15 protein-coding genes and 1 riboswitch are annotated in these 21,443 nt (G+C 69.1%); of the genes, 8 read left to right on the top strand and 7 right to left on the bottom strand.

What is annotated here, in order from left to right; translation table 11 throughout:
• Nucleotides 1-328: 328 nt before the first annotated feature.
• A complete protein-coding gene (locus ACM6JT_RS00615) occupies nucleotides 329-682 on the top strand; it encodes a type II toxin-antitoxin system RelE/ParE family toxin (protein WP_414855782.1) in 354 nt (117 codons plus the stop codon).
• Nucleotides 679-960 (top strand): helix-turn-helix domain-containing protein, encoded by a 282-nt coding sequence (locus ACM6JT_RS00610; RefSeq protein ID WP_034183184.1) that lies wholly within the window; start codon nucleotides 679-681, stop codon nucleotides 958-960. Before ACM6JT_RS00615 ends, ACM6JT_RS00610 begins: the two co-directional genes overlap by 4 nt.
• 48 nt (nucleotides 961-1,008) lie before the next feature.
• Here ACM6JT_RS00610 and ACM6JT_RS00605 read toward each other — a convergent pair whose 3' ends face one another.
• The 3 genes from ACM6JT_RS00605 to ACM6JT_RS00595 form a co-directional block, all read right to left on the bottom strand.
• Entirely contained in the window at nucleotides 1,009-1,797 is a 789-nt protein-coding gene (locus ACM6JT_RS00605; RefSeq protein ID WP_034183183.1) for a molybdopterin-dependent oxidoreductase, read from the bottom strand.
• A gap of 29 nt (nucleotides 1,798-1,826) precedes the next feature.
• The gene (locus tag ACM6JT_RS00600) at nucleotides 1,827-2,459 is read right to left on the bottom strand and encodes a cytochrome b/b6 domain-containing protein (RefSeq protein WP_034183182.1); all 633 of its coding nucleotides are present in this window, start codon (nucleotides 2,457-2,459) and stop codon (nucleotides 1,827-1,829) included.
• A 169-nt stretch (nucleotides 2,460-2,628) separates the two neighbouring features.
• Nucleotides 2,629-2,880: a pentapeptide MXKDX repeat protein gene (locus ACM6JT_RS00595; protein ID WP_105390771.1), complete on the bottom strand. Its 252-nt coding sequence runs from the start codon at nucleotides 2,878-2,880 to the stop codon at nucleotides 2,629-2,631.
• A gap of 271 nt (nucleotides 2,881-3,151) precedes the next feature.
• Nucleotides 3,152-3,268, top strand: a riboswitch (TPP riboswitch).
• A 123-nt stretch (nucleotides 3,269-3,391) separates the two neighbouring features.
• Here ACM6JT_RS00595 and thiC point away from each other — a divergent pair.
• The 5 genes from thiC (at nucleotide 3,392) to ACM6JT_RS00570 (ending at nucleotide 8,987) form a co-directional block, all read left to right on the top strand.
• Entirely contained in the window at nucleotides 3,392-5,323 is a 1,932-nt protein-coding gene (gene thiC, locus ACM6JT_RS00590; protein ID WP_034183180.1) for a phosphomethylpyrimidine synthase ThiC, read from the top strand.
• A 259-nt stretch (nucleotides 5,324-5,582) separates the two neighbouring features.
• Nucleotides 5,583-5,795, top strand: a complete 213-nt coding sequence (locus tag ACM6JT_RS00585) for a glycine zipper 2TM domain-containing protein (protein ID WP_034183179.1) — start codon at nucleotides 5,583-5,585, stop codon at nucleotides 5,793-5,795.
• A gap of 206 nt (nucleotides 5,796-6,001) precedes the next feature.
• Nucleotides 6,002-6,250: a hypothetical protein gene (locus tag ACM6JT_RS00580; protein WP_034183178.1), complete on the top strand. Its 249-nt coding sequence runs from the start codon at nucleotides 6,002-6,004 to the stop codon at nucleotides 6,248-6,250.
• A 144-nt stretch (nucleotides 6,251-6,394) separates the two neighbouring features.
• Nucleotides 6,395-7,321 carry a DMT family transporter gene (locus ACM6JT_RS00575; RefSeq protein WP_034183177.1) on the top strand — a complete coding sequence of 309 codons (927 nt, stop codon included), beginning with the start codon at nucleotides 6,395-6,397 and terminating at the stop codon, nucleotides 7,319-7,321.
• A gap of 385 nt (nucleotides 7,322-7,706) precedes the next feature.
• Nucleotides 7,707-8,987 (top strand): EAL domain-containing protein, encoded by a 1,281-nt coding sequence (locus ACM6JT_RS00570; RefSeq protein WP_034183176.1) that lies wholly within the window; start codon nucleotides 7,707-7,709, stop codon nucleotides 8,985-8,987.
• 70 nt (nucleotides 8,988-9,057) lie between these two features.
• On the opposite strand, the gene arfB is transcribed toward ACM6JT_RS00570, so the two are convergent.
• Genes arfB through recC form a run of 4 tightly spaced genes read right to left on the bottom strand, consistent with a single transcriptional unit; the run spans nucleotide 9,058 to nucleotide 18,798 of the window.
• Nucleotides 9,058-9,462, bottom strand: a complete 405-nt coding sequence (gene arfB, locus ACM6JT_RS00565) for an alternative ribosome rescue aminoacyl-tRNA hydrolase ArfB (RefSeq protein WP_414855781.1) — start codon at nucleotides 9,460-9,462, stop codon at nucleotides 9,058-9,060.
• Nucleotides 9,459-11,756: an AAA family ATPase gene (locus ACM6JT_RS00560; protein ID WP_414855780.1), complete on the bottom strand. Its 2,298-nt coding sequence runs from the start codon at nucleotides 11,754-11,756 to the stop codon at nucleotides 9,459-9,461. Before ACM6JT_RS00560 ends, arfB begins: the two co-directional genes overlap by 4 nt.
• Nucleotides 11,753-15,463 carry an exodeoxyribonuclease V subunit beta gene (gene recB, locus ACM6JT_RS00555; protein WP_414855779.1) on the bottom strand — a complete coding sequence of 1,237 codons (3,711 nt, stop codon included), beginning with the start codon at nucleotides 15,461-15,463 and terminating at the stop codon, nucleotides 11,753-11,755. The genes ACM6JT_RS00560 and recB overlap by 4 nt, the downstream gene beginning before the upstream one ends.
• Complete coding sequence (recC, locus tag ACM6JT_RS00550; RefSeq protein ID WP_175750065.1) at nucleotides 15,460-18,798, bottom strand: exodeoxyribonuclease V subunit gamma; 3,339 nt, start codon at nucleotides 18,796-18,798, stop codon at nucleotides 15,460-15,462. Before recC ends, recB begins: the two co-directional genes overlap by 4 nt.
• 183 nt (nucleotides 18,799-18,981) lie before the next feature.
• Here recC and ACM6JT_RS00545 point away from each other — a divergent pair, with 183 nt between their 5' ends.
• Complete coding sequence (locus tag ACM6JT_RS00545; RefSeq protein ID WP_034183171.1) at nucleotides 18,982-21,273, top strand: FUSC family protein; 2,292 nt, start codon at nucleotides 18,982-18,984, stop codon at nucleotides 21,271-21,273.
• Nucleotides 21,274-21,443: the final 170 nt, after the last annotated feature.

Here is a 21,443-nt window from a genome sequence, read left to right as displayed (position 1 = left end):
CTGCGCACGCTCGGGATTATGGCATCAAGGATTCGAAAGCATCGTCAGACCTGTCTGAAAGGATAAGGACTGACGTTTCGGCGCGACAATTCTCGGCCGGCAGGTGGGCGGTTGAAATCCGGGGCCGGATGCGCGATGCGCGCACATTGCCGGCGTCGGTGCCGGTACCACACGCAATTCATAGCAATCCGTAACGGTCGAACCAGACATCGGCCGAACAGCCAATCATGCGTGCTGGCCTTCGATTCACGCTTATCGTGACGGTCGGCATACCCTCCTCGCGCCGTCCGCAGCCTCCGTTCGAAACCCGCACCATCGATACAAAATTTTGTATAATTCGACCATTCTTCCGCCGAAGCCGGTCGTGTTCGTCGGCAGCGCGCTCGACGATCTTCGCGACTTTCCGCTGCCCGCGCGGCGTGACGCCGGCCACCAGATCGACCAGGTGCAGCGCGGCCTGGCGCCCGACGACTGGAAGCCGATGCGCACCATCGGCGTCGGCGTGCGGGAAATTCGCCTGCGCGATGCGAGCGGCGCGTTCCGGATCGTCTATGTCGCGACCTTCGCCGATGCCGTCTACGTGCTTCACTGCTTCCGGAAGCAATCGGCACGCACGAACAAAACCGATATCGACCTGGCCGCCCGGCGTTATCGCACGCTGATGATGGAGTTGAAACGATGACCAATGAACGTTACACGAACGTCTGGGACGCAATCGAGGGCCAGCCGGCCGAGGCCGAGAACATGAAGCTGCGCTCCGAACTGATGATCGCGCTCAAGCAGCGCATCGCACAGCTCGAACTCAATCAGGCCCAGGCTGCGCAACGGCTGGGCGTCACGCAGCCGCGCGTCTCCGATCTGCTGCGCGGCAAGATCAACCTGTTCGGGCTCGACGCGCTCGTGAACATGGCCGCGGCAGTCGGCCTGCGCGTCGATCTCCAGGTGCGCGCATCCGCATGACGCGCGATGCGTCGCGGCACGCGCATGCGCTTCCGAGCGATGCGCCGCTCACGATCCGCCGAACCAGTTGTATCCCTGATCGACCCAGTAGCCGCCCGGAAACGTATCGGTCACGAAGATTTCCATGATGTGCTTCGGGTTCTTGTAGCCGAGCTTGGTCGGCATCCGCAGCTTCATCGGAAAACCGAATTCCGGCGGCAGCCGGCGGCCGTCGTAGTCGAACGCGAGCAGCGTCTGCGGATGCAGCGCGGTCGGCATGTCGATGCTCTCGTAGTAGTCGTCCGCGCACTTGAAGCCGACGTATTTCGCGCGCGTGTCGGCGCCGGCGCGCGCGAGGAACGCGCCGAACGGCGTGCCGCCCCAGCGGCCGATCGCACTCCACCCTTCCACGCAGATATGCCGCGTGATCTGCTCCGCGTGCGGCAGCGCATACAGCTCGTCGAGCGTCCACACGCGCTTGCCCGTCACGCGGCCGGACAGCACGAGCCGATACGTCGACGCATCGACGTGCGGCACGTCGTCGATCCCGTAGTACGCATTGAACGGGAACGGCCGCGTGATGTCGGCTTCGGTGTAGGTCGGTGCGAGCCGGTCGCCGCTGAACAGCCAGGCCTGCACGCGATCGTTCATGCGCGACACTTTCTCGAGGAACGTGTTGACCGACGCATCGTCCTGCAGTGTGCAGCCGGTCAGCATCGTCAGCCCGCCGAGCGTCAGCACGCGCCGGTTGAAAAGCCGCCGCGACGGCATCTCGAGCTCGCGGCGCACGTCGAGTTCGAGCGACTTCCGGTCGAGGGTCCAGCGCGGCTGGCCGCGCCTGTTTTCGGATTCCGACATGATGATTTCCTTCGCCCGCGGCTCGCGGGTCAGCGGCCGCGCAGCATCGCGAGCAGCGAGCGCGGCACCAGCAGCGCCATTGCGACGTGTACGACAAAAAATGCGACGAGCAGCGACATCGCCCAGAAATGCACGACGCGCGCGTTGTCGTAACCGCCGAACAACTCGCGCAGCAGCGGAAACTGCACGGACTTCCAGATCGCGAGCCCCGACAGCACCAGCACGACGAGATCGACGATCGCGGTCAGGTACGCCGCGCGCTGTACCGCGTTGTAGACGCTCAGGTCGGCGTGCGACAGCCGCCCGCCGAGCGCGGCGCGTACGTCGCGCCACACGGACGCCGGCGTGACGGGCAGCATCTTGCGCACCAGGCGTCCGGTCGCAAGCGACATCGCGAGGTAGAACAGCCCGTTGCCGACGAGCAGCCACATCGCCGCGAAATGCCATTGCAGCGCGCCGCCGAGCCAGCCGCCGATCGTGATGCCGTGAGGAAACGTGAACGGCGGATAGATCGGCGACGCGTCGTAGATGCGCCAGCCGGACAGCGCCATCAGCACGGCCGCGAGCGCGTTGAGCCAGTGGCTCGCGCGCACCCACAGCGGATGGATCGGGCGCGCGGGCGGCGTGGCGGCCGCGCGCCCTGTGGCGGGAACGGTTTGCATGATGAAAACTCCCGGAATGAGGCGACAGAGCGCGAGACGGGGCCGAAGACCGGCCACGCAACGCATGCGCTGACGTGCGGCGTGGCGCGTGCCGCGCGTCGGCCGGCACCGCGTGCCGTCCCGGCACGCAGCAACGACACGCGCGTCGGCCGCGCTCCGTCCGTTTCCGTCAGTTCGACGGGGCCATCTTGTCGTCCGACTTCGGCTTGCTCATCGAGTCGTGCGACATCGCGTCCTTCTTCATCGCGTGCTTCTTCATGGCGTCCTTCTTCATCGCGCCGTCCTTGGCCATCGCGTCGTGGCCCATCGCGTCCTTCGACATCGACGAACCCTCCTTCGACATCGCGTCGTTCTGCGCATACGCACCCGTTGCGACCATGGCGAAACCGGCGACACAGGCTGCGATCAGTACTTTTTTCATGACATCTCTCCGAAACATGGGTTTGAGGAGCCGAATAGACGGACGACGTCACGGGAAATGACAGCCGATCTGAAAATATTTTTTTGTGCCGGCCGGACAGCCCGCCATGCTGCACCGCTCATCCGCCGCCGACCGAGCTGCCGGACCGAACGGACAACCGAGCGTGTTGCGGCGCACCCGCCTGCCATGCAGCCCGCCACAGCGCGACTGCACCGGGATAATCACTGTACGCCCGGTTGAAACCGCCGCAAAGCCGGTGTATCGTGTGCCCTTGCTAACGCGGGGGTCCTGCAATGCGTTCGGTCAAACAACCGGCATTGCGGGTGAGAAATACCCTTTGAACCTGATCTGGATAATGCCAGCGCAGGGAAGCGTACGGATTCCGCCGCCATCCTTCTGACGAATCCGCCGCCTCACCAAGCCTCGTCTCCTGCTTAGCTCGAGCCCCACATTCGTCAAGGGCTCCGGGCAAGCGCCGCAGCGCCTGCCCGGCGCTCACACAGGAGATTGCATGAACGCCAATCCGAAGTTTCTGTCCGCCGACGCCCACGTCGATGCTGCTGCCGTCGCGCCGCTGCCGAATTCGCGGAAAGTCTATGTGACCGGCTCGCAGCCCGACATCCGCGTGCCGATGCGCGAAATCACGCAGGCCGACACACCGACCGGCTTCGGCGGCGAAAAGAATCCGCCGATCTACGTGTACGACACGTCGGGCCCCTACACCGATCCGGAAGCCAAGATCGACATCCGCGCGGGCCTGCCCGCGCTGCGCCAGCGCTGGATCGAAGCGCGCGGCGACACCGAAGTGCTCCCCGGCCTGTCGAGCCGATACGGCCTCGAGCGCGCGGCCGATCCGGCCACCGCCGACCTGCGTTTCCCGGGCCTGCACCGCAACCCGCGCCGCGCGCAGGCCGGCAGGAACGTCACGCAGATGCACTACGCGCGTCAGGGCATCATCACGCCGGAAATGGAATACATCGCGATCCGCGAGAACCAGCGTCGCGCCGAATACATCGAGAGCCTGAAGTCGAGCGGCCCGAACGGCGCGAAGCTCGCCGCGATGATGGGCCGCCAGCATCCGGGCCAGGCGTTCGGCGCTGCCGCGTTCGGCGCGAATGCGCTGGCCGAGATCACGCCCGAGTTCGTGCGCGACGAAATCGCGCGCGGCCGCGCGATCATCCCCGCGAACATCAACCACCCGGAATCGGAGCCGATGATCATCGGCCGCAACTTCCTCGTGAAGATCAACGCGAACATCGGCAACTCGGCCGTCACGTCGTCGATCGGCGAGGAAGTCGACAAGATGACGTGGGCGATCCGCTGGGGCGGCGACACGGTGATGGACCTGTCGACCGGCAAGCACATCCATGAAACGCGCGAGTGGATCATCCGCAACAGCCCGGTGCCGATCGGCACGGTGCCGATCTACCAGGCGCTCGAAAAGGTCAACGGCAAGGCCGAGGACCTGACCTGGGAAATCTTCCGCGACACGCTGATCGAACAGGCCGAGCAAGGCGTCGACTACTTCACGATCCACGCGGGCGTGCGCCTGCAGTACGTGCCGCTCACCGCGAACCGGATGACCGGCATCGTGTCGCGCGGCGGCTCGATCATGGCGAAGTGGTGCCTCGCGCATCACAAGGAAAGCTTCCTGTACGAACACTTCGAAGAGATCTGCGAGATCATGAAGGCGTACGACGTGAGCTTCTCGCTCGGCGACGGCCTGCGTCCCGGCTCGATCTACGACGCGAACGACGAAGCGCAGCTCGGCGAACTGAAGACGCTCGGCGAACTCACGCAGATCGCATGGAAGCACGACGTGCAGGTGATGATCGAAGGCCCCGGCCACGTGCCGATGCAGCTGATCAAGGAGAACATGGATCTCCAGCTCGACTGGTGCAAGGAAGCGCCGTTCTACACGCTCGGGCCGCTCACCACCGACATCGCACCGGGCTACGACCACATCACGTCGGGCATCGGCGCCGCGATGATCGGCTGGTTCGGCACCGCGATGCTGTGCTACGTGACGCCGAAGGAGCACCTCGGCCTGCCGAACAAGGACGACGTGAAGGAAGGCATCATCACGTACAAGCTCGCCGCGCACGCCGCCGACCTCGCGAAGGGCCACCCGGGCGCGCAGGTGCGCGACAACGCGCTGTCGAAGGCGCGCTTCGAGTTCCGCTGGGAAGACCAGTTCAACATCGGTCTCGATCCGGACAAGGCGCGCGAATTCCACGACGAAACGCTGCCGAAGGATTCGGCGAAGGTCGCGCACTTCTGCTCGATGTGCGGCCCGCACTTCTGCTCGATGAAGATCACGCAGGACGTGCGCGAATTTGCGGCGCAGCAGGGCGTGTCGGAAACCGAAGCGCTGAAGAAGGGGATGGAAGTGAAGGCGGTCGAGTTCGTCAAGACCGGCGCCGAGATCTATCACCGTCAATAAGCGAACGAGCGAACGCGGCGATCCGCACCTGACATGCATCGCGATGCACGAAGCCCGCTTTCGAGCGGGCTTTTTTACGCATGTCGCGTGGCCTGCGCATGTCGCATGCCTGCCGGCGCACGGGGAAACAAATGATTACGAAACCGCGCGAGGCTTAACAAGTCCTTACAGCAGCGGCGCGGGACGGCGCGTAGATTGGAAACATGCGTGGCCGCCCGCCGGTCGCGCGCCTTCCGTTCACAACCACAGGACAACGATCATGAAATCGATTCGGCGTATTGGGGTATGTGCGCTCCTCGTCGCGACGGTGACAAGCCTGTCGGCCTGCGATTCGATGACGAGACGCCAGCGCGACACGGCAATCGGTGCGGGTGTCGGCGGCGTCGCCGGCGCGGCGATCGGCGGCAACGCGCTGTCGACGCTGGGCGGCGCGGCGGCTGGCGGCATCATCGGCAACCAGATCGGCAAGTAAAACGGCTGGACGCGGTCTGCCAGACGCGGCGCAACATTTCAATCAAACGGCGTTTCCGCGGTGCGGAAGCGCCGTTTTCGCATGCGGCGCCGCAACACGGGCAGCAGCGGGCCGGAAATGATCCGTTACCGTTTTGCACACCGTGTCATCGGCGCGCGGCCTAAGCTTAAGCATCTGCCGATTGCCGGCTTCGCCGGAGAAACATCATGAACAGGACCCTCGTCGCCGCGGCGCTCGCCTGCACGACGCTCGCCGGCTGCTACTACCCATACGGCTATTATCCTGGCGGCTATTACACGGCGGCACCGGTGCAGCCGGCGCCCGTGTACGTCGATCCGGGCCCCGCCTACTACTATCCGGCGCCTGCGTATGCGCCGGCGTGGGGCGGCTATTGGGGACCGGCGGTGTCGCTCAATTTCGGCTTCGGCGGACGCGGCGGCTGGCGCCATCACTGATCGGGCAACGCCGCCGGCAGCCGGCAGTCCCGCGGCTGCTTCCGGCGGCATTTCCCGTTTCTTGCCATTTCATCGAATCGTGAAACGACGGCGTGGTAACGCAGTGTAAGATTCACCGCATCCCGTCCCTCGCCCTCACGCTCGATGTCACCCAAGAACGCCATTCTGCTGACCGTGCTCGCTGCCCTGTGGGGCGCGTCGTTCCTGTTCATCCGGATCGGCGTGATCGATTTCGGCGTCGCGCCGCTGATGGCACTGCGCGTGGGCATCGGTGCGCTGTTTCTCACCGGCTTTGCGCTGACGCGCTTCAAACCCGCCGATCTCGGCGCGCGGCTGCGCCGTCATGCATGGCCATTGTTCGTCGTCGGCGCGCTGAACTCGGGCATACCGTTCTGCCTGTTCGCGTTCGCCGAACTGACGCTGTCGGCCGGCCTGACGTCGGTGATCAACGCGACGACGCCGCTGTGGGGCGCGCTCGTGGCCTACCTGTGGCTGAAGGACAAACTGTCGCTGCCGCGCGCGCTCGGCCTCGTGATCGGTTTTGCCGGCGTGATCACGCTCGTATGGAACCAGATCGCGAATGCGCACGGCGACACGGGCGCCGGCACAACGGCGCTTGCCGCCGCCGCGGCGCTCGGCGCGACGCTGCTGTACGGCATCGCGGCCAATTACACGAAGCGCAAGCTCAGCGGCGTCGACCCGCTCGTCAACGCGACCGGCAGCATGATCGGCTCGACCGTCCTGCTGCTGCCGTTCGCGATCGCCACCTGGCCGGCCGCGTCGGTCGGCGCGCACGCATGGGGCGCCGTGCTCGGCCTCGGCATCGCATGCACGGGCATCGCGTATTTCATCTTCTTCTACCTGATCGCGCATGTCGGCCCCGCCCGCGCGATTACCGTGACGTTCGTGATCCCGGTGTTCGGCCTGCTGTGGGGCGCGCTGTTCCTCGACGAACACGTGTCGGCCGTGATGATCGAAGGCTGCGCGATCGTGCTCGTCGGCACCGCGCTCGCGACCGGCGTGATCAAGCGGATTCCCGGTCTGGGGCCGCGTAGCGGCGAAGCGACCTGAGAATCAGGGCGCGCGGGGCTGCCCGCCGCGGGTTTTCCCGCGCCGCCACGCACGCCATGCGGCCGCGACGCACGGGTCATGCCATCGCATCATGCCACCGGATCGTCATGTGCTTGCGCGGCCCCCTTCGCTTCGTGGCGGTGATGCACTGCGCGCACTCGGGCGGCGCCGGTCATCGCTGCGCGCCGCCATGGCCGCGGCCGCGTACCGCGTGCGTGTGGAGTTTCCCTGATACGCGCGGCGCCGCATTCCCGTTACACTCGGAACACTCATCCGCAGAAGGCGGTCACGATGCCCCACGTTCTTTCGCGTCCGCCTGCGCATGCGACTGCTTCAGTGTGGCAGCGCACTGCCGCCCCGCCGCTCGCCCCCGGGCACCGTTGACATGAAGCCCGCCCACGACCTGTCGCTCGATTCCCTGCTCGAACGCCTCACGCTGACGCCCGGCGGCTGGCTCGCCACCTATCGCACCACGACGCTGCGCAGCGTATTCCAGCCCGTGCTGTCGATCACGCACAAGCGCGTGGTCGGCTACGAGGCGCTGCTGCGCGTCGTCGACGCGAACGGCGCGCTGGTCTCGCCCACCGCCCTCTTCGACAAGACGCGCGCCGACGCCGATGCGCTGCTGCTCGACCGGCTCGCGCGCTGCCTGCACACGGCCAATTTCGTCGCGCAGGGCATCGGCGACGGCTGGCTGTTCCTGAACGTGACGCCGCGCGTGCTCGACTCGGGCCTCGTGCAGCGCGAGTTCGTCGAGGCGCTGTGCCGGCATTTCGGGTTGCCGCCGAACCGCATCGTGCTGGAAGTCGTCGAACAGCCGTCGCGCGACGAAGCCGCGCTCGCCCGCACGATCGACATGATCCAGCATCGCGACTTCCTGATCGCGATCGACGATTTCGGCACGGGATTCTCGAATTTCGACCGCGTGTGGCGCGCGCGGCCCGACATCGTCAAGCTCGATCGCTCGCTCGTCGAGCGCTCGACCGGGTCGGCCGACGACCGCCGCATCATGCATCACCTCGTGTCGATGCTGCACCAGGCCGGCGCGATGGTGCTTGCCGAGGGCGTCGAAAGCGACGACGCGCTGCAGGCGCTGATGGAAGCCGACATCGATTTCGTGCAGGGCTTCCAGTTCGGCCAGCCCGACACATCGATCGCGCACGCGAGCGCGGCCGCGCCCGCGATGCTCGACGCCGCGTGGAAGCGCTTCATCGCGCGCCGGCACACGCCGGCCATCGCCGAGCAGCCGGGCTTCGACGCGATCGAGCGGCTCGTGCTCACGGGCGCAGCCGCGTTTTCCGCGAGCGGCAACCTGCAGGATGCCGCGCAACGCGTGTTCGCGGTGCCGGCCGCGCGCCGCGTGTTCGTCACCGACGAGATCGGCGAGCAGTTCCTGCCGTCGATCGGCGCGCCCCCCGACGACGGCCAGGCGAGCGCGACGCGCCTGTCGCCGCTGTTCCCGGAAACCCACAGCAACTGGTCGCGCCGCCCGTACTTCCAGCGCGCGATCGCCGCGCCCGGACGCGTCGCGCTGATGGGCCCGCACTTCTCGCTGACGGAAGGCCGCGACTGCTACACGGCCGCCGTCGCGATCCGCGCGCAGAGCCGGCTCGTCGTGTTCTGCGTCGACTTCGTGCTCGACAGCGCGGGAACCGTGATGCGCTAGCCGGCCGGCGCGGCGGCTGGCGTTCGCCCGCGATGCCCATCGAGCGTGCGGCCCTCCGGCCATCCATGCGTCAGTCGACCACCTTCCCTCTGCCCGACTTCACCGCGCTGCGGCGCGACTTGTGCTCGAGCCTCCGCTCCTTCGACGCGCGCGTCGGCCGCGTCGCGACCCGTGCGCGCGGCGTGAACGCGACGCCGGCGATCAGCGTATCGAGCCGCGCGAGCGCGGCTTCGCGGTTCTTCTCCTGCGTGCGGTATTCCTGCGACTTGATCACGACGATGCCGTCGCGCGTGATGCGCTGGTCGGACAGCGCGAGGAGCCGCTCCTTGATGACGGACGGCAGCGACGAAGCGCGGATGTCGAAGCGCAGGTGGATCGCGCTCGACACCTTGTTCACGTTCTGCCCGCCCGCGCCCTGTGCGCGCACGGCCGTCCACTCGACTTCGGACGGATCGAGCGTATAGCGGATCATCATCGCGAAGCCTCCATGCGGCGCCGTGCGAGCGCCTCGTCGACGCGGGCCGCGAGGCCCGAGTCGCGCTGCGTACGCGTCGCGACCGCCTGCGCCAGCACGCGCCGCGGCCCGATCACCTGCACGCGCGTGCGTGCCCGTGTCACGGCCGTGTAGACGAGTTCGCGCGTGAGCACGCGGCCGAACGACGCCGGCAGCACGAGCGCGGCCTCGTCGAATTCCGAGCCCTGCGATTTGTGGACCGTCAGCGCGAACGCGGTTTCGTGCGGCGGCAGCGCGGCCGGCGACACCGCGCGCGCGGTGCCGTCCGCGCGCCTGAACCACACGCGCAGCACGCCGTGCGCATCGGGCAGCGCGATGCCGATGTCGCCGTTGAACAGCCCGAGCGCATAGTCGTTGCGCGTCACCATGATCGGCCGCCCGGTGAACCAGTGCGCACCGACCGCGAGCGGCACGCGCGCCGCATGCCGCACGTGCGCGGCCACGAGCGCGTTGACATGCTCCGCGCCGCGCAAGCCGCTGCGGGTCGCGCACAGGATCCGGAACCGGTTGAGCGCGTCGAACAGCGGCAGCGGATCGGGCACCGGCACGGCCAGCGCGTCGCGCAATGCATCGAGGTAGGCGCCGAACCGCCGCGCGAGCCGCTCGACCGTCGACGACGCGAGCGACTCGCCCGCATCGTCGTGGAACGACGCGGCAGCCGCGTCGTCCGCGGGCAGCGCATCGAGCGCGGCCTGCACGTCGCCGCGGCGGATCGCGAGCGACAGCCGCCCGATCGGCGAATCGAGACCGAAGCGGTAATTGCGTTCGAGCCACACGACGCAGTCGGCGAGCGGCGCCGGTGCGGACGTGGCGGGCGATGCAGCGGTTTCGCCGGGCGATGTCGACGTGATCGACGCAAGCGCCGCGTCGCCTGCATCGAACGGCGGCAGCTCGACGGCGTCGAGCCACGCGAGTTCGTCGACCTCGATCCATGCGGGGGCGTTGCCCGCATCGCCGATATCGCCGGCATCGGTCAATGCCGGACCGGCGGACGGAGATGGCGCGACGTCGGCCGCGGCAACCGCGTCGTCCTGCGGTTCGTCGTCGAACAGCGACGCCTGTCGCGCATCGGCGCGCGGACGCGACGCGCGTTTTCGTGAAGCAGCGGCGGATACCGAAGCGGAAGCCTGGGCCTGGGCCGCAGTGGAAACCGGATTCGCAGCAGGCACAGTCGCCGCCGCTTCGTCCGGCACCGGCAATGCCGCGACGAACGCCGCCTCGTCGATACCGAGCGCCTGCGCGATGCGCGTGCGCGCTGCGGCGGTAAACGCCGGCCGCGCGCTCAGCTCCGCGAACACGGCGCCCGCCTCGACCGCGGCCAGTTGATCCTTGTCGCCGAGCAGCACGAGCCGCGCACCCGGCGCGAGCGCGTCGAGCAGGTGCGCGGCAAGCGCGACGTCGATCATCGACGCCTCGTCGACGACGATCAGGTCGTACGGCAGCGGATTGTCGCGATGGTGCCGGAAGCCGGCCGCCCCGCCGCCGCCCAGCAGGCGATGCAGCGTGTACGACGTGTCGGGCAGGCGCGCCGCGAGCTCGGGCGGCAGGTCCCCGGCCCGTGCATGCAGCGCTTCCTGCATCCGCTGCGCGGCCTTGCCGGTCGGTGCGGCCAGCGCGATGCGCAGCCCCGGATGCGCATCGAGCAGACAGGCCAGCACGCCGACGACGGTCGTCGTCTTGCCGGTGCCGGGGCCGCCGCTGACGATCGTCACGCGGCCCGTCAACGCGACGATCGCCGCGACGCGCTGCCAGTCGACTTCGCAGGTCGCGGGCCCGAAGTAACGCGCGAGGTTGTCGCGCAACCGCTCGGGCGACAGCCCGTCGTCCGGCACCGCGACGCCGGCCTGCGCAACGAGCGCATCGGCCAGCCGCCGTTCGTAATCGAAATAGCGCGACAGGTACAGGTGGTCGTGCCGATCGACGATCAGCGGCCGTTCGTCGCCACGCGCGAGCGTGCCGAACGCGACCACGCCGCTCGCGGCGAGCGCCGCGCGGATGTCGTCGAGCGGCTCTTCGTAGCGCTGCGCGAGCGCGCCAAGCGCGACGCATACGTGGCCGCCCGCGGTCGCGCGGCTCGTCGCGAACGCGGCGCGCGCCGCCCAGCGCGCGGCCGCGGCCGGCGCGCCGGCGCGCCGCGCGAGGTCGCCGATACGGCGCGCGAAGCCTTCCGCGAGCGCGATGCCGAAATCGGCGGGCTCGGGCAGCCGCGCGACGAGGCCGCCGGTGAATTCGAGCGTGTCGTCGGATGCATTCATGCGCGCCCCCCTTCCATCATCCGGTCGAGTGCGTCGACGAGCGCGCGTTCGGGCCGCCGCGCATGCACGCCGGCCGGCTCGCCGCCGCTGCGCCAGCCGGGCCGCACGCCGCGCACGAACAGATACAGGTAGCCCGCGATATGCGTGTCGTAGTCGTAATCGGGCAGCCGCCCGCGCAGGTAGCGATGCAGCGCGACCGTGTAGAGCAGCGCCTGCAGGTGATAAGCGTGATCGGCCATCGCAACGTCGAGCGCGCGCGGGCCATAGGCGTCCGGCGTCGTGCCGAGATGGTTCGACTTCCAGTCGACGATCCAGAAGCGGCCGTCGTGTTCGACGATCATGTCGATGAAACCCTTGATGAATCCGGCGAGCATGCCCGCCTCCAGTGCAACGTCCGGGTAGCCGTGCGCGACCAGCAGCCGGCGCAGCGCCGTCAGGTCGAGCGACGGTGCCGGAAACAGGAAGCCCATTTCGTCGAGCCGCTTCGCGGGATCGAGATCGGCGAGCCGCATGCCCGGCACGAGCTCGGTGCGCACGACATCGTCGACGAGCCGCGCCATCATCGCCGGCAGGCGCGTCGCGAGCTCGGGCTCGGCCTCGACCGGCCGGTCGTGCAGCGCGCCGAGCGCGGCCTGGTGCCACGACTCGGGCTCCGTGAAACGGCTGAGCTCGAACAGACGGTGCAAGCACTCGCCCGCCGCCGCGCCGCGCGGGAACACGAGGATGTCGTCGTCCGGCGGTTCGGGCGCAACCGGATCGGCCAAGATGAACTCGCCGTCCGGCGCCACCGCGGCAAGTGCATCATGATCGGGCCGCAGCTCGTCGTCGGGCACGGCCGCGACGCCGGCCTCCTCGCGCGCCATCGACGCGGTCAGCGAACTGAAGCTCGCCATCCGCCACGCATCGCGCAGCACGCGCGTCGCATGGCGCGCCGCGAGCGTCTGCGACGCGTCGTGCCCGGCCGCGAGACGCTCGCGGCGCGCGGGCACCGGCAGCGGCGCGACGCTCACGGGGCCGCCCGCGAGCGCAAGCCACGCGGCATCGAGCGCCGTTTCGTCGGGCGGCTCGTCGAGCCACGCGTCGAACGACTGGCCGGCACCCGCGACGAGCCAGTTGAGCACGCTGCGCCGCGCTTCGCGCGTCGAGCGCGACGACTGGTACGGCCCGGCGACGACATAGCAGCGATAGACCGCACGCGTGAGCGCCACGTAGACGAGCCGCGCGCGTTCCGCGGCCTGCTCGCGCATCGCCTGCCGCGCCGCGTGCGCGGCCGCTTCGTCGTCGCAGCCGTAATGCAGCACCGCGTCGCCCGCGTCGTCGTGATACTCGCGCGCATCGGGCAGCGCGGACGAAGGCGGCTCGCGCAGCCCGCCGTCGTTCAGGAACGGACAGAACACGATCGCGTATTCAAGGCCCTTCGACTTGTGCACGGTCACGATCTGCACGAGGTTGCGATCGGATTCGAGACGCAACTGCGCTTCCTCGCCGCCGCCGTCGAGCCGTTGCGCGGCGAGCCAGCGCAGCGTCGGTGCGATGCCCGGCTGCGCGGACGCGCGTGCCTGCGTCAGTTCGGCCAGGTGGTTGATGTCGGTCACGCGGCGTTCGCCGTCCGCGCCGGCCATCAGCCGCTCGGCAATCCGCAGCTCGCGCGCGAACGTGCGCCACATCACCGCGAAACCGCGCTCGCGCCATAGCAGCCGATATCGAGAGAAACGTTCGACCCAGCTCATCGCGTCGGCACTGTCGGCCGCGGACGCTTCGTGCGACGCATCGCCGTCGCCCTGTTCCATCCGCCACAGCGCACCGGCATCGAGGCCGAACCAGTCGGCCGCGAGCGCCGAACGCAGACGCCGCAGGTCGCCCGGCGCATCGATCGCCGCCAGCACGCGTTCGAGCTGCTCGGCGTCGCCGGTCGAGAACACCGAGGCCTGCGCCAGTTCGACGCTGCCGATGCCCCACGCGGCGAGCACGCGCTTCACGAGGCTGCCCTGCCGGTGCGTCTGCACGAGCACCGCGATGTTGCCCGGCGACAGCGGCGTGTCGCCCAGCCGCACGTGCCCTTCGCGCGCACCGCGCATCAGCCGCGCGATCTCGGCCGCGCAAGCCTGGGCGGCCTGCGCCTGCGCATCGCGCTTGAGCAGCGTGCCTTCGCCGCCCGGCAACGCCCAGACCCGGAAATCGCCAGCCGGGCCCGGATCGGTTTCGTCGACGAACGGCGCACGCACACGCGTGCCGGCACGCACCGCGTAATAGTCGAGCCCGTCGAGCACGAACGCGCGCGGATTCGCCATGAAGAAGCGGTTGCACGCATCGACGATCGCGGGCGTCGAGCGCTGGTTGACCGCGAGCGTGTAGCACGCGCTCGCGCTCGCGCGCGCCGCAAGATAGGTATGCAGATCGGCCGCGCGGAAGCTGTAGATCGCCTGCTTCGGATCGCCGACGAGGAACAGCGGCCCGCCCGGTGCGAAGATCCGGTTGAAGATCGCGAACTGCAGCGGGTCGGTATCCTGGAACTCGTCGATCAGCGCGGCCGGATAGCGCGCACGCAGCGTGTCGGCGAGCCACGGATGCGCATGCAGCGCGTGGTACAGGTTCGCGAGCAGATCGTCGAACGACACGACGCGCCGCGTACGCTTGCGCTCGGCCAGCTCGCCGGGCGCCATGTCGAGCCATTCGGCGATCAGCGCGAGCCAGCGCGCGCGCTGCGTTGCCTCGGCTGCCGCCACGGCCGCTTCGAGCGCGTCGGCCACGTCGAAGAACGCGTGTTCGGGCGTCGCGCCGCCTTTTTTCGTCGCTTTCACGAGCGCGGTGCGCGTGAGCTTCAGTGCGGCCTTCGGCAGCGCGGCCGTCGCGTCGCCCTGCGCGAAATGCGCGGCCCATGCGTCGAGCGCATCGGCAACCGCGTCGGGCTTGTGCGAGCGCTGGTTGAGCACGGGCTGCGCGGTGCGCAGCAACGCATCGATCGCGTCGCGTTCGGCCGCCCACATCCGCGCCGCCTCGGCGAAGCATTCGGCTGCGGCGGCCTCGGCCGATTCGTCCGGCTCGGTCACGCCGTCCCAGCGCAGCGCGGCGAGCGGCTTCTTCAGCCGGCGCGCGAGCTGCGCATCGAGCGCGGCCGGGCCGGCGCCCGATTCGACGAGCCAGGTCGCGAAGCCCGGCCAGCGCGCGGCCGCCGGTTCGACGCGCGTGCGCCAGAAGTCCGCTGCGAGCTCGAAGCGCAGCGACGCATCGTCGGCCTCCATGTCGAATGCGAACGGCATCGCAGCCGCGAACGGCGCTTCCTGCAGCGCGCGCTGGCAGAACGCATGGATCGTATGGATCGCGGCCTGGTCGAACGCGCGCAGCGCGCGCCGGATCCGCTTCGCGGCTGTCTCGGGATCGAGCGCGCCGTCTTCGCCGAGCGTGGTTTCGAGCAGGCGCACGATGAACGGATCCCCGCCGTCGTCGCCCGTATCGAGCGCGTGCGCGAGCTGCGCGAGCCGGCCGCGAATCCGCTCGTGCAGCTCGGCCGTCGCCGCCTTCGTGAAGGTCACGACGAGGATTTCGTCCGCGCCGAGATCCTTTTCGAGCAGCAGGCGCACGTATAGCGCGCAGATGTTCCAGGTCTTGCCGGTGCCGGCCGACGCCTCGATCTGGTTGACGCCGTCGAGCGCGCACGCGAACACGTCGAGTTCGAGCGCCGGCTGCGGCTGCGACACGGCGCTCATGCGACCTCCTTCAGATGTTCGACGAGCGGCTCGAACACGAGCCGCGCGAGCGTGCCGAACGGCTCGTCGAGCGACGCGTGCGCGCCGCGCCATGCGATCGCGATGGCCGGATCGTCGGCTTCGCTCACGACGCGCTCGTTGATCCAGACGCTCGCGGCCTTGGCTTCGCCATCGGACACCCTCGCCCACGCACTGCGCGGGAAAAACCGCAGCGGCATGCGCCGCCCTGCGCGAAACAGCGCGGCAAGCGGCGCGAGCCGTTCGAGCGGCGCCGCGACGGGCGTCAGCTCGAACGCACCGCCGCTGCCGAACCACAGCGTGCGGCGCGGGCCGCCCGGTTCGACCGCACAGTAGACGAGATGCGCGAGCCACGCGGACAGGTAGTCGCGCGCGCTCGACCGTGCATAGCGGTAGATGATCTGCCCGGCCGGCGTCAGCCGGTTCAGCGTGCCGTGCAGTTCGAGCGGTGCGCTGACCGCGTCGCCAGACAGCATCGCGTCGTCGGCGCCGAACAGCGCCTGCTCCGTATCGGGCCACGCGGGCACGATGACGAGCGAAAACGGCCGCCGCTCGATGCCGTCGGCCAGCGCACGGCGCACGTTCGACGCAAGCCGAGTCATCGAGCCGAGCGCCTGGTCGCGCCACACGGCGCCCGTCGCGCCGCCCGGCAACTCGGGGCTCGCGTCCGCAATGCGCAGCGCATGATCGTGCGCGGCCCCATCATCCGATTCGATCAGGAGCGGCAGCACGCGCTCGGCGAGCGCATCGCTGCCGGCGAAGTCGAGCGCGAACGGCTCCGTGTCGAGCAGTTCGGCCTGCGCATCGGCGAGCACGATGCCGAGACGTGCGCGCAGCAGCGCCCGCGCGGGATGCCGCCAGAAGCGCTCGAATTCGCTGAACGCGACGGGCTCGACCGGTTCGGCCGGCAGCGGCTGCGCGAAGAACGGCGGTTCGTGCGAGCCGTCGCGTGACGCGTCGGCGGCCAGCAGCGATGCGAGCGTCGCGCGCTCGGCGTCATAGGAAACGAGCCCGCTGCCGGGCTGGAAATACGCGGCCGCGAACGGTTGCAGCGGATGCTCGACGATGAACGCGCGCCGCGCGGCATCGACCGCGTCCGGCGCCGCGTCGGGCCCGGCCGTGACGAGCGCGAGATGGTCGAGCAGTTCGTCGACGAGTGCCGCGGGCGGCAACGGCGCGTTGTCGCGAATGCTGCGGCCCGTATACGCGATCAGCAGCCGATCGCGTGCGGCGAGCAGCAGGTCGAGAAACAGGTTGCGCTCGTCGTCGCGGCGCTGTCGGTCGCCGAGCTTCGGCAACACGGCCATCAGGTCGAATTCGTCCGCACGCGAGAGGCTCGGCAGCACGCCGTCGTCCATCCCGAGCAGGCAGACGACGCGGTATGGCAGGCCGCGCAGGCTCGTCAGCGACGAGAACGTGACGCCGCCCCACGGCACCCCGCCGCGCGCCGGATCGTCGAGCGCCGCGGCAAGCCCCGCGCGGACGACGGCCGCCGGCAGCGCTTCGTCGGGCGCGCCCTCCGTCATCGCGGCCAGCATCGCGTCGAGCGCGTCGCGCACGCCCGCGAGCGCATCCGCATACGCGGCGCCAGAATCGAAGAAGCGCGCGAGCGTGTCGGCGAACAGCTCGCTCCAGCCGCGCGGCGTGTGCGACTCGGCGAGCCGCCTCGCGAAGCCGTCGAGATCGTCGGTGAAACGCGCGAGCCGGCCGAGCAGTTCGGCCTCGCTGCCCGTGGCCGCCTCGATCGGCAGCCACGCGCCGACCGGCGCCGCGCCTTCGGGCATCGCATAGCCGAGAAAGAGCCGCGCGAGTGCATCGGAGAACGTATGGCGCGGCGCAGGCACGGCCGCGTCGTCGCTCGCACGCGGCGACAGCCCGCGCCGCGCGCCGGCGGCCGCGAGCCAGGTCTGCACCGTCTCGAGCGCGGCCGCATCGATGCCGTAGCGCGCAGCCACCGCATCGACGCGCAGCCATTCGACCAGCTCCGGCGCGCCGACCTGCCGCTCCGGCAGCGCGAGCCAGTCGAGCAGCACGCGCGCGACCGGGTTCGCCTGCGACGGCGGCAGGCCGGTGATCCGGTAAGGCACGCGCGCGCCGCCGGCGCCGGCCGTGCCGAATACCGCATCGATCAGCGGCCCGGCCGCCGCGAGGTCGGCCACCGCGACGAGCACGTCGGACGGCTGCAGGCTCGCGTCGGCATCGAACCACGCGAGCAGCCGGTCGTGCAGCACCTCGAGCTGGCGCGCGAGGCTGTGGCACACGTGCACTTCGATCCCGCGTTCGGCCGGCGCATCGCCGGCTTCGGCCTCCGGCTGCAGTTCGAGGATCGCGTTCTGCACGCGCGCGAGCCACGTCGGCGCGGGATTCTCGACGAAACGCGACGCATCGCCCACCGCGGCGCTTTCGGTCAGCTCATGCAGCATGTGCAGTTGCGCCTGCGTCTGCCGGCCCCACTCGGCGAGCAGCGGATGGCCGACTTCCTGGTAGTCGAGCCGGCCGGCCGCATCGAGCGCCTCGGCATGCGCGGCGGTTACGATGTCGAACCAGAATTCGCGGCACGGGTTCAGCGCGTAGACGCGCACGTCGATCCAGCGCGACAGCTCGCGCAGCAGCGCGACGTGCAGCGGCGGCATCGTCGGCAGTGCGAACACGCTGACCGATTCCGGCCAGTCGGCGCGCGCGACCGCGTCGGCATCGAGATGGCGCGCTTCGACGAGGAAGCGGTGCGCGGGCGGCGTGCCGCTGTCGCTCAGTTCCGCGAGCAGCGCGCGCCACAGCGCGGCCTGCCAGCGCTCGTCGTCGCGTGCGGCGTCGCCGATCCCGCGCGGCGCGCCGTCGCCCGCGAGCACCGACTCGCCGGCCTGCCACGCGGCCAGCCATTCGGGGCGATAGGTCAGGTAATGATCGAGCACGGCCGCGACGCGATGCGCGAGCTCGTAGCGCATCGCGTCGTCGGAAGCGGACAGATACGCGGCGAGCCGCGGCGACGCGAGCCACGGCGCGCCGTCGGCCGCCTGCGCGAACAGCCGGTAGCAGCGCCACACGAGGCGGTCGGGCGCGAACGGCGAACGCGCGGGCACCGTCAGCACGCGGCCGATCTGCGCCCACAGCCATTGCGCGAGATACGTGAACTCGACGTTCGCGCACACGCCGTTGCGCGCGGCGATGTCGAGCTCGAGACGGCGGCGCAGCGCCGCGCTCGGCACGATGACCTGCTGCGGCGCCCACGGGCCGTTGCGGGCCGGGAACGCGGCCAGATCCTCGAGCAGCGCATCGGCCAGCGTTTCGTGACGATTCGAATAGAAAAGATGGAGCATGAGGCGGGCGTCGGAACCTCGCGCCGGCCGGGCCGGGCGAACAGGGTCCCCAAGGATAGCAAATGGGCCGCCGCCGCGAGCCTCGGCCGGAAAGCCAGGTTTTACGGACCGCGAAATACGATAGACTCGTCGCCAGTCAAATACGCCGCCCCCGGGCCTCTTCGTCTGCCATTCAGCCCATCGATGCGCTATTCGGTCGAAATCAGAAAGTTTCTCTACAGCCAGTACTTTTTCGGCGGCCTGCGGATCGCGGTCGGCGTTTCACTGCCGGCCGTGCTGTGCCTGATCGTGTTTCACAACCGCGAGCTCGGCTTCACGATCTCGACGGGCGCGCTCGGCGCGTGCGTCGTCGACATGCCGGGCCCGCTGAAGTACAAGCACAACGAAATGCTCGCGTGCAGCGTGATCGGCTTCCTGGCCGCGCTCGCCACCGGCCTCGCGACACCGAACATCTTCGCGCTGTGGCTCACGATCGTGCCGCTCACGTTCGTGCTGTCGCTGATCGTCGTCTACGGCAACCGCTGGCCGCAGATCAGCTTCGCGACGCTGTTCATGATGGTGATGACGCTCGAGGAGCAATTCACGCCGCTGCAGGCGCTCGTCAACGCCGGCTGGATTCTCGCGGGCGGCCTCTGGTATACGTACTGGGCCACGCTCGTGTCGCGCTGGCAGGCGCGCCGGATCGAGCAGCAGGCGCTGGCCGAAAGCCTGTTCGCATGCGCGGACTACCTGCTCGCGCGCGCGCAGTTCTACGATCTCGATGCCGATCTCGACGAGTGCTACCGCAATCTCGTCGCGCGGCAGATCACCGCGGTCGAAACGCAGGAAACCGCGCGCGACATCGTGCTGCGCAACCTGCCGAAGCTGCGGCGCGGCAAGCTCGATCCCGGCCGCACGACGATGTACAACCTGTTCATCAACAGCGTCGACCTGCACGAGCTGTTCGTCGGCGCGCATACCGACTACCCGCTCGTGCGCAATACGTTCGGCGGCTCGGATCTGATCATTTTCTACCGCGACCTGATCCGCAAGGCGGCCGCCGATCTCGAGGAGATCGGCCTCGCGGTGCTCGAGAACCGCGCGCCGCATTCGCGGATCAGCGTGAAGGCCGAACTGCGCGCGATCGAGTACGAGATCGAGCTGATGCGCAAGAAGAACTTCGCGGCCACCAACGCGGAAGCGTATGCGGCCGTGCTCGCGACGTTCCGGCGCATCTGGAGCGCGACGCGCCTGATCGAACGGATGCGCCGCAACCTGTCGGGCCACGCCGATCCGCAGCAAACCGAACTGAAGATCGACAAGGCGCTCACGCGCTTCCTGCAGCGCCGCCGGATGTCGCCGCTGCTGATCTTCTCGAACCTGAACATGAGCTCGCCGAGCTTGCGCCACGCGCTGCGCGTGACGATCGCGGTGGCGGTCGGCTTCTGGCTCGGCCGGCTGCTGCCGCTCACGAACGCGTACTGGATCGTGATGACGACCATCATCATCCTGAAGCCCGGCTATTCGCTGACCAAGCAGCGCAACGCACAGCGTATCGTCGGCACGCTGATCGGCTGCGCGGCGAGCATCGCGCTGATCTACACGGTGAAGGAGCCGCACCTGCTGATCGCGATCATGTTCGGGTCGATGGTGATGAGCTACAGCCTGCTGCTGTTCAATTACGCGGCGAGCGTCGTATTCACGTCGTCGTACGTGCTGCTGATGTTCCACCTGCTCGCGCCGGGCAGCATGCGGATCATCGGCGAGCGCGCGATCGACACCGTGGTCGGCTGCATGATCGCGATCGCGGCGAGCCGGCTGTTCCCGTACTGGGAATACCGGCTGATGGGCAAGCAGGTCGCCGACATGCTCACGGCGACCCGCAAGTATTTCGAGGCCGTGTGGCGCGTCGGGCGCGGTGCGTCGTCGCCGCCCGTGCCCGCCGCCGACGGCGCGGCCGTGGTGCCGGTCATCGCCGCGGCGGTCGAGACGCCGGCCGCGAGCCTCGACGACGACTACCGCTACCGCCTCGCGCGCAAGGATGTGCACATCGCGTTCGCGAACCTCGGGCAGGCGTTCCAGCGGATGATGATCGAGCCGAAGGCGCACCAGCGTTTCGTGCCCGAGCTGAACGACCTGCTCGTGCAGACGCACGTGCTCGGCGCGCAGATCACGGCCGCCGCGCCGCTGATCCGCAACGCGTGCTCGGCCGACGGCAGCCTCGTCCACGACGACGCGCTGCAGCGCGGCCTTGCTGCCGTGCTCGACAATCTCGAGAAGGCCGAAGCCGGCGAGCCGCCGCCTGCCCATCAGCTCGAAGCGTCGAAACAGATCACGCGCGATCTCGACGCGATGGTCGTGTCGGCGGAAAAATCCGACGCGGTCGGCGCCGAGCTCACGCATGACCTGAAGGTGCTTGCGCACCAGTGCAAGCAGATGCTCGCGTCGTCGCTGCTGATCCGCAAGGACGCGAGCGTGATCCGCCTGCCTGCCTGAGCCTGCCCGACCGTTCCCGCCGGTGGCCGGCCCGCGCACGCCGCGGCCCGGCCACCGGCGTTCCCCGATTCAACGAACCCTCGAAGCATGATCCGCCCGCTCCACGCGGCCCGCGCATCCGTCGCGCGACCGCCCCACGCCCTATTCCGCTCGTCGCACCAGTCAGGGAA

The organism is Burkholderia sp. IT-111MI5 (assembly GCF_949752865.1).
Lineage (GTDB): Bacteria > Pseudomonadota > Gammaproteobacteria > Burkholderiales > Burkholderiaceae > Burkholderia > Burkholderia pyrrocinia_C.
The sequence above is the reverse complement of the archived record's forward strand: the minus strand, read 5'-3'. Positions and strand labels throughout refer to the sequence as shown.

Coding starts and splice junctions, on each gene's coding strand:
- ACM6JT_RS00610 (WP_034183184.1), top strand. CDS start 679: ATGACCAATGAACGTTACACGAACGTCTGGGACGCAATCGAGGGCCAG.
- ACM6JT_RS00575 (WP_034183177.1), top strand. CDS start 6,395: ATGTCACCCAAGAACGCCATTCTGCTGACCGTGCTCGCTGCCCTGTGG.
- ACM6JT_RS00585 (WP_034183179.1), top strand. CDS start 5,583: ATGAAATCGATTCGGCGTATTGGGGTATGTGCGCTCCTCGTCGCGACG.
- ACM6JT_RS00600 (WP_034183182.1), bottom strand. CDS start 2,459: ATGCAAACCGTTCCCGCCACAGGGCGCGCGGCCGCCACGCCGCCCGCG.
- arfB (WP_414855781.1), bottom strand. CDS start 9,462: ATGATGATCCGCTATACGCTCGATCCGTCCGAAGTCGAGTGGACGGCC.
- thiC (WP_034183180.1), top strand. CDS start 3,392: ATGAACGCCAATCCGAAGTTTCTGTCCGCCGACGCCCACGTCGATGCT.
- ACM6JT_RS00545 (WP_034183171.1), top strand. CDS start 18,982: ATGCGCTATTCGGTCGAAATCAGAAAGTTTCTCTACAGCCAGTACTTT.
- ACM6JT_RS00605 (WP_034183183.1), bottom strand. CDS start 1,797: ATGTCGGAATCCGAAAACAGGCGCGGCCAGCCGCGCTGGACCCTCGAC.
- recC (WP_175750065.1), bottom strand. CDS start 18,798: ATGCTCCATCTTTTCTATTCGAATCGTCACGAAACGCTGGCCGATGCG.
- ACM6JT_RS00560 (WP_414855780.1), bottom strand. CDS start 11,756: ATGAATGCATCCGACGACACGCTCGAATTCACCGGCGGCCTCGTCGCG.
- recB (WP_414855779.1), bottom strand. CDS start 15,463: ATGAGCGCCGTGTCGCAGCCGCAGCCGGCGCTCGAACTCGACGTGTTC.
- ACM6JT_RS00580 (WP_034183178.1), top strand. CDS start 6,002: ATGAACAGGACCCTCGTCGCCGCGGCGCTCGCCTGCACGACGCTCGCC.
- ACM6JT_RS00595 (WP_105390771.1), bottom strand. CDS start 2,880: ATGAAAAAAGTACTGATCGCAGCCTGTGTCGCCGGTTTCGCCATGGTC.
- ACM6JT_RS00570 (WP_034183176.1), top strand. CDS start 7,707: ATGAAGCCCGCCCACGACCTGTCGCTCGATTCCCTGCTCGAACGCCTC.